This is a genomic window from Photobacterium sp. GB-50 (assembly GCF_003026755.1).
Taxonomy (GTDB): Bacteria; Pseudomonadota; Gammaproteobacteria; order Enterobacterales; family Vibrionaceae; genus Photobacterium.
The window spans coordinates 261675-275604 of sequence record NZ_PYNX01000001.1 but is presented as its reverse complement, the minus strand read 5'-3'; the positions used below and the strand labels follow the sequence as shown (position 1 = coordinate 275604).

The 13930-nt window shown below is 38.7% G+C and carries 13 protein-coding genes, 2 tRNA genes and 1 pseudogene; 10 read left to right on the top strand and 6 right to left on the bottom strand.

The features are described 5' to 3' along the window. Positions 1–7: 7 nt before the first annotated feature. From tolB to nadA, 4 genes are all read left to right on the top strand, one after another. Positions 8–1336: a Tol-Pal system beta propeller repeat protein TolB gene (gene tolB, locus C9J41_RS01130; RefSeq protein ID WP_107205629.1), complete on the top strand. Its 1329-nt coding sequence runs from the start codon at positions 8–10 to the stop codon at positions 1334–1336. A gap of 58 nt (positions 1337–1394) precedes the next feature. Beyond that, a complete protein-coding gene (gene pal, locus C9J41_RS01125) occupies positions 1395–1937 on the top strand; it encodes a peptidoglycan-associated lipoprotein Pal (RefSeq protein ID WP_107294110.1) in 543 nt (180 codons plus the stop codon). A gap of 21 nt (positions 1938–1958) precedes the next feature. Beyond that, positions 1959–2681: a tol-pal system protein YbgF gene (gene ybgF / locus C9J41_RS01120; RefSeq protein ID WP_107205631.1), complete on the top strand. Its 723-nt coding sequence runs from the start codon at positions 1959–1961 to the stop codon at positions 2679–2681. A 163-nt stretch (positions 2682–2844) separates the two neighbouring features. After that, positions 2845–3906 (top strand): quinolinate synthase NadA, encoded by a 1062-nt coding sequence (gene nadA / locus C9J41_RS01115; protein WP_107205632.1) that lies wholly within the window; start codon positions 2845–2847, stop codon positions 3904–3906. A 99-nt stretch (positions 3907–4005) separates the two neighbouring features. On the opposite strand, the gene C9J41_RS01110 is transcribed toward nadA, so the two are convergent. Beyond that, positions 4006–4578, bottom strand: a complete 573-nt coding sequence (locus tag C9J41_RS01110; protein ID WP_105060577.1) for a UPF0149 family protein — start codon at positions 4576–4578, stop codon at positions 4006–4008. Between the two features lie 261 nt (positions 4579–4839). Between C9J41_RS01110 and C9J41_RS01105 the strand changes: the two genes are divergently transcribed. The 4 genes from C9J41_RS01105 (at position 4840) to C9J41_RS01090 (ending at position 7832) form a co-directional block, all read left to right on the top strand. Next, positions 4840–4927, top strand: a tRNA-Ser gene (locus tag C9J41_RS01105). Positions 4928–4956: 29 nt separating this feature from the next. Then, positions 4957–5047, top strand: a tRNA-Ser gene (locus C9J41_RS01100). 445 nt (positions 5048–5492) lie between these two features. After that, positions 5493–6593 (top strand): trypsin-like serine protease, encoded by a 1101-nt coding sequence (locus tag C9J41_RS01095; RefSeq protein ID WP_233217599.1) that lies wholly within the window; start codon positions 5493–5495, stop codon positions 6591–6593. Between the two features lie 174 nt (positions 6594–6767). Continuing rightward, positions 6768–7832: a MalM family protein gene (locus C9J41_RS01090; RefSeq protein ID WP_107205635.1), complete on the top strand. Its 1065-nt coding sequence runs from the start codon at positions 6768–6770 to the stop codon at positions 7830–7832. Here the strand turns inward: C9J41_RS01090 and C9J41_RS01085 are convergent. From C9J41_RS01085 to C9J41_RS01075, 3 genes are read right to left on the bottom strand one after another with little or no spacing between them, the layout of a single operon-like run. Next, positions 7824–8429 (bottom strand): CDP-alcohol phosphatidyltransferase family protein, encoded by a 606-nt coding sequence (locus C9J41_RS01085; protein WP_107205636.1) that lies wholly within the window; start codon positions 8427–8429, stop codon positions 7824–7826. The two genes, C9J41_RS01090 and C9J41_RS01085, sit on opposite strands and share 9 nt — an antisense overlap. Continuing rightward, the gene (locus tag C9J41_RS01080) at positions 8419–9069 is read right to left on the bottom strand and encodes an ATP-binding cassette domain-containing protein (protein WP_107205637.1); all 651 of its coding nucleotides are present in this window, start codon (positions 9067–9069) and stop codon (positions 8419–8421) included. Before C9J41_RS01080 ends, C9J41_RS01085 begins: the two co-directional genes overlap by 11 nt. Positions 9070–9087: 18 nt before the next feature. Further along, positions 9088–10737 (bottom strand): ABC transporter permease, encoded by a 1650-nt coding sequence (locus C9J41_RS01075; RefSeq protein WP_107292061.1) that lies wholly within the window; start codon positions 10735–10737, stop codon positions 9088–9090. 493 nt (positions 10738–11230) lie between these two features. On the opposite strand from C9J41_RS01075, the pseudogene C9J41_RS01065 reads away from it, so the two are divergent. After that, positions 11231–11496: pseudogene (locus tag C9J41_RS01065) on the top strand (oxalate/formate antiport family MFS transporter); the annotation flags it as partial. A gap of 331 nt (positions 11497–11827) precedes the next feature. Further along, the gene (locus C9J41_RS01060) at positions 11828–12271 is read left to right on the top strand and encodes an L-alanine exporter AlaE (protein ID WP_107205639.1); all 444 of its coding nucleotides are present in this window, start codon (positions 11828–11830) and stop codon (positions 12269–12271) included. Positions 12272–12382: 111 nt separating this feature from the next. On the opposite strand, the gene C9J41_RS01055 is transcribed toward C9J41_RS01060, so the two are convergent. Both C9J41_RS01055 and C9J41_RS01050 read right to left on the bottom strand, forming a co-directional pair. After that, complete coding sequence (locus tag C9J41_RS01055; RefSeq protein ID WP_107205640.1) at positions 12383–13309, bottom strand: PstS family phosphate ABC transporter substrate-binding protein; 927 nt, start codon at positions 13307–13309, stop codon at positions 12383–12385. 10 nt (positions 13310–13319) lie between these two features. Further along, positions 13320–13928: an OmpA family protein gene (locus tag C9J41_RS01050; RefSeq protein ID WP_107205641.1), complete on the bottom strand. Its 609-nt coding sequence runs from the start codon at positions 13926–13928 to the stop codon at positions 13320–13322. Positions 13929–13930: the final 2 nt, after the last annotated feature.

Below are 13930 nucleotides of genomic sequence, written 5' to 3'. Positions count from 1 at the left end.
GCGATGGATGAAACGTTGGATAATGGGCTTATGTTTAGCTCTATTAAGCGTTAGCCAATTTGCACATGCTGAACTTGAATTAGTGATCACTGATGGTGTGGATTCTGCACGCCCAATTGGTGTTGTTCCTTTCAAATGGGAAGGTGAAGGTAAACTACCCACTGATATTTCTGCAGTAATTGCATCAGATTTACAACGAAGTGGTAAGTTCAGCCCAGTGCCGACAAATAAATTGCCACAGTTACCTCATAATGAAAGCCAAATTGATTACTCTGCATGGAGTAAGATGGGCGTTGATGCGGTTGTAACAGGTACAATTGTTAAGAATCAAGATGGCAATTACACCGTTAATTATCAGTTAGTCGACATTGTTAAAGGTAAACTAGCAGCAGGCACTGAAGGGGCTGCAAAAGGCGATTATTTACTATTGAATAATCAAGCGTCAGTAAAGCCTAACCGCATGCGTCAATATGCTCACCGTATTTCTGATTTAATTTACCAGAAGCTAACGGGTGAACGTGGTGCATTCTTAACGCGTATTGCATACGTTGATAATAATCGTTCATCGAAGTTTCCATATCAATTACGTGTGGCTGATTACGATGGTTACAACGAACGTGTGGTATTGAAGTCCAAACAACCGCTAATGTCTCCTGCATGGTCGCCAGATGGTAGCAAACTGGCGTATGTAAGCTTTGAAAGCGGTAAAGCACAGATCTTCGTGTTAGATATCTACACAGGTAAGCGTGAAGTAGTGGCGGATTACCCTCGCCATAATGGTTCACCACAGTTTTCACCTGATGGTACTAAATTAGCGATGGTACTTTCTAAAACAGGTAGCTTGCAGATCTATATTAAAGATCTGAAAACCAATCAATTACGCCAAATTACTCACGGCCGTGCTAATAATACGGAAGCGGTATGGGCACCCGATGGTCAATCTCTTTACTTCACCTCTGATCGTGGCGGTCGTCCACAGGTTTACCATTTAGATTTAGCAACCGGTGATACGCAACGTGTAACTTGGCAAGGTTCTCAGAACATGGGACCACAAATTACACCTGATGGGCGTTATCTTGTCGTCGTAAACCGTTCAGATAGTGGTTACAACATTGCTAAACAAGATCTTAAAACAGGTGCAATGCAAATTTTAACAAAAGCACGCCTTGCCGAGTCACCAAGTATTGCTCCTAATGGAAGTATGATTATTTATAGCTCAGCGCAAAATAATGGTACTTACGAACTTTCTTTGGTATCCATCGATGGTCGTTTCCAAGCACGCTTACCATCAACAAGTAAACGTGTACGAGCACCATCTTGGGGCCCATTTTTATAATTTGAGTTAATTCTCATTTGCCTTTTGAGGCACGATTGAGTTTAAAAAGGAAATCTAGATGCAACTGAACAAAGTTTTGAAAAGTTTAGCCATTGTGCTACCAATGATGACATTGGCAGCATGTAGTTCAACAGATAGTGCAGACAGCTCTGCTGCGAACCAAAACGGTACTAATGGCGGCAGCACTTCGCCTGATCAAACAATTGTGACTCCGGTTGATCCATCAGGAAGCATGAGTGAAGAACAATTGCTTGAGCAACAATTGCAGCAGTTACGTCAAGAACAAACCGTTTTCTTTAAGTTTGATAACGCAGAGATTCAACCTGAGTACCAAGCAATTTTAGAAGCACATGCTGCGTACTTACGTGACCACCCAAGTATTAAAGTCATCGTTGAAGGTCATGCTGATGAGCGTGGTACGCCAGAATACAACATTGCGTTAGGTGAGCGTCGTGCCAATGCAGTAGCACAGTACCTGCAAGCATTAGGTGTACCTGCATCTCAACTTTCTATTGTGAGCTACGGTGAAGAAAAACCATTAGTATTAGGTCACACTGATGCTGATTATGCGAAAAACCGTCGCGCGGTTTTAGTTTACTAATCTAATGTAGGTAAACCCAATATGAGCAGTAACAAAGTAATGCGAAAACTTGCATTAGTGTTGCTGATGAGCGCGGCGACCCAAGTGGTCGCCGCGCCTGTATCGGCAGCGAATTTAGATAGCTTAGAGCGTATGCTTGAAGCGCAAGGTCAGGTGCAGTTACAAATGCAGCGCCGCTTAGAGCAGATGTCATCAGATATTGATGAGCTTCGTGGCAACGTTGAACGTAATAGTTATGAAATTAAAAAAGTGGTAGATCGTCAACGCGACATCTATCGAGAAGTTGATAACTTGAGCCGCCAACCAGCGAAAGCCGAGCCTACGGACGCTAAAAAAGAAGCGGCATCAAGTGAAGCTTTTTCAAGTAATACCGATGAAAATACGGCCTATGAAAAAGCGGTTAATCTGATCTTAAAAGAGAAAGATTATAAAGGCGCAACCAAAGCGTTCCAAAGCTTCTTAACGACTTACCCTAATTCGGTTTATAAGCCGAATGCTAGTTATTGGTTGGGGCAATTATTCTTTGCTCAGAATCAGCTAGCAGATGCTACAACGAATTTTAAAGTGGTTGCAGATACCAAAGACTCAAGTAAGCGCGCTGATGCGTTGCTGAAACTTGGTGTGATTGCAGAACGTGGTAATGATATTGCGACGGCAAAAACATATTATCAAGAAGTGATCAAAGCATACCCGAATTCAACGTCTGCTAATCAAGCTAAAACAGCGCTTACGAAGTTAAAATAAACGCAGTTACGGTTTGATTTTAAAAGCCCACAAAGAAATGGTTATTTCTGTTGTGGGCTTTTTTGTTACTACGAAGTCGAAGCAGTGTTGGTTAAAGGTGAAATTTGGAAAATCCAGCGTATAATGTTCGGACACTAAAGGAATGCTAATGAGCAAGTGAAAAATGAGTATTACATTTGATCCATCAGAGATGGTATATCCGTTTCCACCAAAACCTGCCCGACTAACTGATACTGAAAAACAACAATATATTCAGCAAATCAAACAATTGCTAAAGGATAAAGATGCAGTATTAGTGGCGCATTATTATACCGATCCTGAAATACAGGCATTGGCTGAAGAAACTGGCGGTTTTGTTGGTGATTCACTAGAAATGGCTCGTTTTGGTAATCAACATCCAGCCACCACCTTAATTATTTGTGGTGTACGCTTTATGGGTGAATCTGCCAAGATTCTTACACCAGAAAAGCATGTATTGATGCCAACCTTAGAGGCTGAATGTTCGCTTGATTTAGGTTGTCCTATTGATGCATTTAGCGAGTTTTGCGATGCTCACCCTGATCATACTGTTGTTGTCTATGCCAATACCTCTGCTGCAGTAAAAGCACGTGCTGATTGGGTTGTAACATCAAGTATTGCACTGGAGATTGTTGAGCATTTAGATAGCGAAGACAAGAAAATCATTTGGGGACCGGATCGTCACTTAGGTTCTTATATTCAGAAGAAAACAGGTGCAGAGATGCTGTTGTGGCAGGGTGAATGTATTGTTCACGACGAGTTTTCTGCTAAAGCCCTACGCGACATGAAGCACCTATATCCTGACGCTGCTATTCTTGTTCACCCTGAATCACCCGCGAGTGTAGTCGCATTAGCTGATGCTGTAGGTTCAACAAGCCAGCTTATTAAAGCCGCGAAAGAGCTACCGAATCAGAAGCTTATTGTAGCAACTGATAAAGGCATTTTCTTTAAGATGCAGCAAATGGTGCCAGAGAAAGAATTAGTAGAGGCTCCAACAGCGGGGGCTGGGGCAACATGTCGTAGCTGCGCACATTGTCCGTGGATGGCAATGAATGGTTTGAAAGCGATTTACACCGCATTAAATGATGGTGGTGAGCAGCATGAAATTTTTGTTGATGAATCGCTACGTGAAAAATCACTGATCCCGTTAAACCGAATGCTAGATTTTGCGGCTGAATTGCAGTTAAAAGTAAAAGGTAATGCTTAAGCTTTTTGTTGAATCAGCGGCAATGAATAACAAACGAGCATAAAAAAGAAGGCGAACAGAGATGTTCGCCTTCTTTGTTTTAGGGAAATGTGTGGATTATTAGTCTTGAACTAACATTGCGCCACGTTGCGTTAAGCCACAGAGCATTACAGGAATGGCATTAAAGATCTCTTCAAATTGCGCTAAGGCATCAGCATCTTGTTCTTTTAATGCTTCAAGTGCTGTTTCAGGATCAAACAGTAGGCTGAAAGAAAGCAATACGCCACCCAGTAGGGCATTATCTTCACTTTCAGGTGGCATAATGGTTTCCCAATCATCACGCGCAAGTTGCCAACCCTGAAGCATACCTTCACAGAAGTTACTGGTTGCTTCGGTGACAATTTGGCTATCGTCTAGTGCACAGCCTTCAGGCCATTGCCATGTGTTGTCATAGAGAGTTGTACGTGCTTCATTTAAAATATCAATGATTGCATTGGCATAGTTTTCTAATTCTTCATGGGTACTAAAAGGAGAGGTTTCTTCTCCACCCCATAAAAAAGCTAGCCATTCTGTTGGGGCAATAATATTAGGTGCTGCAGCCATTGCAGTGACAAAGCCACGTGTTTGCGCTTCGTTGAGCAGTAGTTCGGCAAGCTGTTGATCTTGCAAAATGACGCTAAGTTTTGAAGACATATAAAAGAGTCTCTATTTAATCATTGTTAGGATATTCCTTGACCTATTAAACGATCAACGAAAGAGTAATCAAGTATTAGTTACTTATTGTAACAGCCTCGTTAGGTCAAAATAGAGACACGATGAGATATTTTCGTATAAGTATCAGATTTGTTTTAAAAGTAGACACTTAATGCGATGCTTTCAGTTTTATCTTGACCTAATACCTTTAGCACAATATAGTAGCCGTCCGTTAAGAAGCAGTGCCTATTAACGCAATGTGGTGAGGTGTCCGAGTGGCTGAAGGAGCACGCCTGGAAAGTGTGTATACGGCAACGTATCGAGGGTTCGAATCCCTCCCTCACCGCCATCTCTTATTTTTTAAGAGATAACAATTTAGGAGAGATGGCTGAGTGGTTGAAAGCACCGGTCTTGAAAACCGGCATACGTTTATAGCGTATCTAGGGTTCAAATCCCTATCTCTCCGCCATATTAAAGAAAGCCGCTAGCGAAAGTTAGCGGCTTTTTTACGTTTAAAAAATGACTGCTACCTATTGTGATACAGTGATTGGTATTTGAAGCGTTCAAATCCTCTAATACCCAGAACTGCTTCGTCATATTAAAGAAAGCCGCTAGCGAAAGTTAGCGGCTTTTTTGTATTTTTATTATATATACCTAATATATAAGTATTTTCTATTATGATCTAGACGTTACTTTATTCGTATATCTTTATTACTGTAAGAGTCATTATTAACTTTTAGTTATAGGCTGTATGTCTATTAATCACTATTTCAATTTAATATATGTTATCTATTAAGTTTAAAATAAATAATATAGTTTAACTTTTAAGAATATATGGAATCATTTTTAAATTATTATCAAAGGTGTTTATTATTAAGAGTGAATATAAATATTGAATTTCGATGGTAAAAATCATGCAAAAAATGGTCTTTTATATTGTACTTTTATTTTTATCTGCGCAATCTTTTTCCCAGCCTGTTAAAAAAGTGCTTAATGGCTCTGACGTCGATCTTTTTGATTCTTTTCTACTACCATGGAATGCCGCTCTTATAAGTAAAAATAACGATTCCATTATTTGTGGTGCGGTTGTCATCGCAGAGCATTGGTTGCTAACTGTTGCTCACTGTAATAATGATAATTTAGGTAATGTAGCTATTGTTGGTGCTCATAGTGTTGATGTGGACAATCTTGTTCTTTTACATGATAGATATAAGTTTAATATTGTCGATAAAATATCACATCCAGATTATGACCCGCTAACATTCTTAAATGATATCGCTTTATTAAGGGTAGACCGCTCACTTTTTGAGGTGTCTCAAGCGATTAAGATCGCTACAGTTAATGAGCAATATATTGTAGATGAGCAATTTAGAAATTCTTGGGCAACAAATATTGATTCATCATCAACGACAATTGCGTCAGGTTGGGGAGATACTGTTAGCAAAGGCTATCCATCAATCTTGCAGGTAGTCACCTTAGCTGGGGTTCCTGACGAACAATGCATAGGTTTAACTGATAATCATGATTATATTGTATGCGCTGATTCAAATATTAACGGACTCATTAAAGATGTTTGTAATGGTGACTCGGGTAATCCTCTTATTTGGCAGAATGAACAGACTATGTCAGATAGTGATAAGGGAGTAAGGCTAATTGGACTGGCTAGTAATGGGGCGATATGTATAAATCGAAATAACTTTCCTGAAAATCAATATAACCAACTTACTGGTCAATATACGCAGGTTTCATCTTACAAACTCTGGATAGAAGATTGTGTAACGAAACACCATGGTTATCAGGATTTTACACTCAACGATAATAACTTAAAACCAACTATAGATATTGACCCATTTGTATCAATACCAGATTACCCTCAAGAAAGAACTTCACCAGAACCTGAACCTGAGAAAGAAATCGTCACGACGGATAGCAGCGGTGGTTTAGTTTCTTGGTATTTCATTTTGATTATTTTGGTTGTTACTTGGATCGATAAGTTGATATTACTTAAAAATTAATAGCGAGAAATAAACCCCTATACAGCTTAAGTTTATGTCTTACCAGACAAGTTGCTCGTTTTAATTCTTAAAAATAATACGAATAGCAGAGAGATTAATTTTTTATATTTACTATAGTACTTATATGTTCATATAAACCTTAAATAAGTTAAACATATTGAGTTAGGTATAACTATGATAAAATATTGGTATGTTATTATTTTAGGAGGGCTTTTATTAAGTGGTTGCTCATCGCACTTATTCAGTTTGTCTGATAATGATCCAACATCAAAGTCTTTTGTATGTTGTCGATCGTTTGAATATATAAATTGGCAAGTGATAAATGGTGAAGAAAAGAAACTTTATATCAATGAAAAATCAAATATTGGCTACTTTTCTGGTGAAAAAAGTTTATATAAAGCTTATAAATTAGCTGATGGTATTGAGGATATTACATTCTCTATTGAAAGCAAAATTACAAGTAATAATGTATTTTCACCTAATGTTATGATCTTCGATGATAAACTTTCACTTTTTAAATCAGTTAATTTTTTTGATTTTGAAAATAATGGAAAAGACGAAAGCTATAGTATTAAAAATATAAGGTTAAGTAGAAAAATACCTTATATGATTATATTCACACCTCAAAGTCATGAAGGTACTAAGATTATATTCGATACCCCTAGTGGACAAGAGCTTGTCAATTTGTATACCAAGGGGAGTTTATCTTTTGATGATGTGTCTATAACAAAGAGAATAACAGAAATGGTAGATGTTGAGCTAATACCATTAAATATCAAGAAAAATGTAATACCATCGCCATCACCAGTAGTTGCTGCAGCTCCTTTGGTTGTACCTTTGAAAAAAGTGCCTTCAACACCTTTAAAAGAAAATATAAATATTATTGATGATTCTCAAACTTATAAAGCATATCAAGAGATAGCAAAAAAAGCAGAATATCCATCTAAATTTCAAACAGTTGATAATAATAAAAATTCATGGTCAAACAATTCAACCGATGAGTTGCCTGTTAAATTAATTGAACAAGAAACTTCAACGAAAAGTGAACGTATGCTTGTAGAAACGGAAAGAATTTATAATCAATTAATCACTCAGTCTTTAAATAAAGGGGATTTTGCTAAAGCACTAAAATTATTATTAGAGGCGAATCGTGTAGGATCGCCAACAGCCGAAACCGTTTTTTTAGAGCAGGTTAAAAAGAAGTTTGAAGGTAAAAATAATTCTAACTCCTTATTTTAAAGTGTTAAATCCACTATATATCCGCGTAAAAGTGGTAAACCAGCATGCTGACGCAAAAATATAGGCAATGACTGCGAAGTGTTGAGGGAACAAACAAAAGAGGATGAAACAAGCGATTGTTTCTGTGCCTTCTGTCAATCCACTCATGTAATACAATGATTTATTACGATATACGGGGTTTTCAATACCTCGCTTACTGGCCATAACAGCAAAAGCAAGAAAACTACTGCCCGTTCCAATAAAGGCATAGATTAAAAATGCGCCAGCAATGGCATTTTGCTCTGGATTGGCGAGTACAAAGCCGAAAGGTATTAAGGAATAGAATAAAAAATCCAAACTAATATCCAGAAAGCCACCCGCATCAGTAAGACCTTGAATACGTGCAAGTGCCCCGTCAACACCATCACAAATACGATTGAGCAAGATAAAAAGCAGGGCAATGAAATAGTGCTCTGTCATTAAAGCTGGAAACGCTAAGCAACCGATAAGAAAGCCTGTAAAGGTGACTTGATTTGCAGTAATACCATAGGGATGTAGACGGGCTGCAATAATATTCAGCGGGGCTTTAATAAGCTTAATACTTACATTATCGAGCATAATGGCTCTCCGTTTGCCAATTGATCACACGGCTATTGTTTGGGATGTCTTGTTTATCATGCGTCACCATTAAAGTGGGTATTTGTGCTTGCTGAATTTGGTTAAAAACCCAATCTCTAAATTGTGCACGGCGGCCACTGTCTAATTTACTGAATGGCTCATCCAATAAGATTAATTGAGGCTGGGCTAATAACAGTCGAGTAAGGCTAATTCGCGCACGTTGCCCACCTGAAATTTGATGAGGGTAAGCATTTGCTAACGCTGATAGCTGCAACTCTTCAAGGGCATTAAGAGCCAGCTTGTGGCGATCTTTACCTTTAATACGATTGGGTAGTGCAAACGCAAGGTTTTCCCATACTAATAGATGAGGAAAGAGCAAATCATCTTGAAATAGCATGCCTATCTGACGTAAGTGAGCAGGTACTTCGGTGATATCGTTATTATTTAATATAAGGTTACCTTGTGCCTGAAATGCATCACTTAAATGGCCTGCAATGTAATTTAATAAGGTGGATTTTCCACAGCCACTCGCTCCCATTAAGGTCACGATTTCTCCTTTTGCGATTTGTAAGCAAAAAGAAGTCAGTAAAGCATCACCATTAGGCATTGATATTGTGACGTTGTTGATATGTAGACTCATGATTAGTTGACTCTATTTTTAAACGTTTATTGTTTTTCGTCGGTTTATTCGTCGAGCTAAAATAAAAAAGCCGAACGGGAGCAGCGCTTGGCATAAGGCGTAAATAGCGGTAACTCGCCTGTCCGAACCACTTGCAAGGGTTACGGCTTCTGTCGTTAACGTACTTATTCGGCCAGCACCCAGCATTAATGTTGGGAGGTATTGTGCCAAACTGACGCTAATGCCAATAACCCATGCAAAAATAAATGCCGATGATAATTGCGGCAGCTTTATTTTAAGCCATACCTGAAAAGGTGTTTTCCCTAAACTTAATCCAATTTGAGTTAAACGTTGATCATAACTGCGATAAGGGCCATCAAGTGCGAGATAGACATAAGGGAAAACAAAAAAGAGATGTGCCCAACAGACCCATAGTAGATAAGTATTAAGTGAGGAAAATAAAGTTAGTACTTGCAAACCGAAAAGCAACGATAGCTGTGGGATCAGCATCGGAATAGCAATAATGTAGTTAGGAATATGCCATTTATGTTTTATACGATATTCGTGCGCTGCAATGGCAAAACATAATCCAAGCGATGCACTAATCAGTGCGATCACTACACTGATGTTGATTGTACTAAGAATATGACTCCATTCTAGTTGCCAAAAACGCAAGCTATAACGACTTGGAAGTACGTCAGGAAAGCGCCAACGCAGTGCGACTGACCATAGACTTAATATTGGGATAATCAACGCTGTTAATGCCAGCAATAGGGTAAAAAGTGATTTTCCTGGTAACGCAAAGCCATATCTGCCCGACCATTGCCACTGTTTAAAAAACTGGGTGAGTAGCCATTCTATCGCCACCGTAATACCTAATAATATTGTGCCGATAACAAATAGCATGATTGCCCCAGCGGCAGCTCGCGGCATGAGTTGTAGGTTTGGATCTATAAACCATTGCCAGACTAAAACAGCAAAGGTGGGTGGATTGGTTGGCCCTATAATTTGTGCAACATCGACGACAGAGACACCATAAGCCACGATAGCAAATAGAGGAAAACGCATCTTAGGTAACCACTGAGGGAAAATACACTTTAACCATGTTTGAGCACGGTTATAGCCCAGAGATGTTGATACTTTTTGGGTTTGCTCAATATTTAATTGTTGGAGAACCGGAATACTCATTAGCACTAAAAAAGGCGTCTCTTTTAAGGCGAGCATAACGATAAGCCCTAAGCCATATGGATCATTGATCAGTAACGCGGTTTCACTGACAGCATGAGTACTGAGATTGGCTGGAAGTACTGAATACAATAAACGAACGCCCATTCCTGTTGGCGCAAATAAAAAGGCAAAGCCAATCGCGAAAGCAACATGGGGAATAGCGAGAAGAGGGCTTAATGCTGATTCAATTCGCTGCCACAGGCGGGTGCCCCAACAGGTTTGGATGATTGCAAAAGTAAATAAACCAGCAAGAAAACAGCTAGCTGCCGTTGTATAAAATGTTAAGGCAATGGAGTGTTCGACACCTTGCCATTGTAATACTTGGCTAAAGCCGTTGAATGAGAATTGAGTTAGCCCTAATGGTGGCATATACCCTAATGCAGTGATCACTACACCGAGTAGCCCTGGCAATGTCGGTAAAATACACACGGCAATTAAAAGAAAGTAAAACGCAGGTAACATACCGTGTTCTCATGGTTAAAAAAGGTTGCCGTCTTAAGGTATAAGAGACGTAAGACGATGCTGATAGTAATTATAATTATGCAATAAGCAATGCGATTTTAATTATTTAATCAATAAATTACCCGTGACGATAACTATGACCCGTTTTTGCAAACTTTTGTTTCATAACCAATGACTAAAATTATATTTCGTATAATTGCGTTTATATCCTTATTAGTCGGTTACTTGTGTATAACGACCAATTAATGATGTTGGTAGCAGTATTTGAACGTGCTGCTTTACTATTAATGGCACTTTTTTGATTAACACAAACCCCGCACTTTCAGTCGATTGTTAAAAAACAACATTGTCGACCTTTTAAACTATCATTATGTCTCTTTTACTGCTCCTTTTTGCAGTGTTAAATACCTATATGGGAGTGAAAGTTGATGGATGATTGCTGGTATTCACCGTTATTTGATTAATATTTATTGTCCAACATCTGTGGACGTTTGTACTTGGTATTCTGACAGATAAAATCGCACGTACTAAGGTAATAGCGATTGCGTTGACGATCTGTTTAGTGGCTGTATGTGCATTGTTATTTACCTAGGCTTCGGTGTTGGTAGCTTGATTGGTTCAATTGTCGCATCCGTTTTTGGTGGCTTTATTGCAACGTTCTACTTGATGTTCGCATTATTGATTGTCTCTTTTGTGATTGCATTAACCATCCAATTACCTAACGGTGAAAATGAAGCACAGTTAGTCGTCAATCACTAACTGGATAATTTGAGAAAAGAATATCTATAAATCCGAGCACTTATTATGAGTGTTCGGATTTTTTATTATCTGTATGAAGGTGAGAAAGGGCGCAGCATAGTTAATCTCTATATAAATAAATGATTACACTGGCTAGTTTGAATAAAGGCAGTTTAAAACACTATTTTTATATTGAAAGTTAGTTACCAGAATGAAAATAACATTAAAATATGGTGTCTTATTTTAGTTAAACTCTGTTTTAATACGCAAATAAACTGCTTATAAATTTAAAGGCAGTGAAGGTCACTCTAAGCAGTGTTTTAATTAGTTTATTGTTTGGTAAGAGATAGCCATGTCTGTGATTAAGTTTCCTTTAAAGTATAGAAATGCCGCAGCAGATACTTTTGCGATGGTTGTGTTTAGCTTTGCCGCTGGCATGATGATTGAGATCTTTATTTCAGGTATGTCGTTTGAGCAGTCGTTAGCATCACGAACATTATCTATCCCTGTTAATATTGCGATTGCTTGGCCTTATGGCATGTTTAGAGATTACATGATCCGAACAGGTATGCGCTTTTCAACAAAACGTTGGATGAAGGGCTTCTCTGATATGGTGGCTTATGTGTTATTTCAATCACCGATCTATGCTTGCATATTATTAGTTGTAGGGGCGAACTTTGATCAAATTGTCACTGCTGTAACCAGTAATATCGTGGTTTCTGGTGCGTTGGGGATTGTTTATGGTCAGTTTTTAGAAATGTGTCGCCGCATGTTCCGTGTACCGAATGCGGTATGATTAAAAATACGCGATAGTATAAAAAACAGGGGCGTAAAGTTTAACTTTACGCCCCTGTTGCTTTGATAGCGATAGATACCAATTCATGGCTGTTTTAAAACAATTGTTAAATTATTTATAACCGCCCTGAATTTCAGGTTGCTGCTGCTTTAATACGACTTTGTTACGCGTAATTGCCGCTGCTGGTAAATTGATAAAGCCGTTGTCAGTCAGTGTCTGTTGCGCTTCTGGTGTCATTACGTAATTGACAAAGGCTGCTTGCTGCGGCGATAGAGAGCTATTTGTTGGCTCTAAATTCAGATACATGTAATAAACGTTAGCAAGTGGATAGCGGCCTGATAAAATTGTTTCATGATCTAGACCAAAACGCTCACCATTTTTATCAATAATATCAATACGTTTAATATCTTTATCTTGGCTTTGATATACGGTGTAACCAATGGCGTTTTCTTTTGATTCAATAGTATCGATTAAATCTTTACGGCTGTTTAACGATTTAGTTGCCGTTTTTTGGCCATCGTAGCAGGTGATCATCTTGGTGAAATTACGGTGTGCTGATAAATCACCATTGACTGAATAAGCGTGTACTTGTGCCAGTTCAGTATTGTTGGCAAGTACAGGACTTACTGTCTGCCATTGAATTGATTTTAATGATGATTGGCAGCCAAAAATATCAGCCAGTGCATTGATTGAAATAGACTTAATTGGATTATCTTCATTAACCAAAATGGCGATGGCATCGGATGTAAAGTACAGCTCGGTTGGTTTATAACCGTATTTATCTTTAAAAACGGCGACTTCGCTATCTAACCAACGACGAGAGCTAATACCAATTTTTACCCCATCTTCAATCATGACTTTTTGAATATCATTGCTTTGTTCGGTGAGTAAATGATTGTTCAACGTAGCTGTTGAAATTAGCTCGTTGACAACGGTATTGAGTTCATTTTCAACCGCAATGGTTTTACTGCTATCGGCATAAGCAGAAGAAGCAAACAGCGCCAGTGGTAACATGTAAGTTAAAGTTGATTTATTCACGAGTATTCCCTCACTGTGCTGTTGATGCATGTTGCGCTGATTGCTCAGAGCTGTAAATTGTCCATTTTTTTACAGGCTCCATTTGGTTGCTGGTTATAACAGCAATGGTGCGTCGCTCACGTTTCTTTAGGTGCTTGGTTAATTCGGTCACCTGCGTAAACTCTTGCTCTGAGATGCGCTCAGGTGCAATACCATTTTCAATCAATGCATCTTTAATCACACCTGTACGACGTTGCGCTAATGCTTTGTTGTATTCGTTTGTACCTTCAGGGCTAGTATCACCCACAAGGATGACCTTTGCCTGTGGCTTTTGCTTTAATAAATCAAAAAGTTGAGTGAAGGTTTCATTTTGATCTAAGCGAATATGGTCGTCATCAAAGTTAAAGTAAACTGTCTGGATGTCGTATTTTGGCTTCACTTCCCAAGGTGCACAGCCAGTAATATCAACTTGCGTACCAGCAGGCGTATCGGCACACATATCCCGTTGATTGATCACGCCATCTTTATCATGATCGCGAAGATCATCAATCTGATGGCGAGTGACTTGAGTATCAGGCATATCTGCACAGCCAGTTAAAAGCAAAGGCAATAAAATGAGAGAAAGTAGTGATTTTTTCATGA

Bases quoted from the DNA above. Each gene is read 5' to 3' on its own strand.
- tolB (WP_107205629.1), top strand. From the start codon at position 8: ATGAAACGTTGGATAATGGGCTTATGTTTAGCTCTATTAAGCGTTAGC.
- C9J41_RS01085 (WP_107205636.1), bottom strand. From the start codon at position 8,429: ATGCTCGATAATGTAAGTATTAAGCTTATTAAAGCCCCGCTGAATATT.
- C9J41_RS01095 (WP_233217599.1), top strand. From the start codon at position 5,493: ATGCAAAAAATGGTCTTTTATATTGTACTTTTATTTTTATCTGCGCAA.
- C9J41_RS01050 (WP_107205641.1), bottom strand. From the start codon at position 13,928: ATGAAAAAATCACTACTTTCTCTCATTTTATTGCCTTTGCTTTTAACT.
- C9J41_RS01080 (WP_107205637.1), bottom strand. From the start codon at position 9,069: ATGAGTCTACATATCAACAACGTCACAATATCAATGCCTAATGGTGAT.
- pal (WP_107294110.1), top strand. From the start codon at position 1,395: ATGCAACTGAACAAAGTTTTGAAAAGTTTAGCCATTGTGCTACCAATG.
- C9J41_RS01110 (WP_105060577.1), bottom strand. From the start codon at position 4,578: ATGTCTTCAAAACTTAGCGTCATTTTGCAAGATCAACAGCTTGCCGAA.
- nadA (WP_107205632.1), top strand. From the start codon at position 2,845: ATGAGTATTACATTTGATCCATCAGAGATGGTATATCCGTTTCCACCA.
- C9J41_RS01090 (WP_107205635.1), top strand. From the start codon at position 6,768: ATGATAAAATATTGGTATGTTATTATTTTAGGAGGGCTTTTATTAAGT.
- C9J41_RS01060 (WP_107205639.1), top strand. From the start codon at position 11,828: ATGTCTGTGATTAAGTTTCCTTTAAAGTATAGAAATGCCGCAGCAGAT.
- ybgF (WP_107205631.1), top strand. From the start codon at position 1,959: ATGAGCAGTAACAAAGTAATGCGAAAACTTGCATTAGTGTTGCTGATG.
- C9J41_RS01075 (WP_107292061.1), bottom strand. From the start codon at position 10,737: ATGTTACCTGCGTTTTACTTTCTTTTAATTGCCGTGTGTATTTTACCG.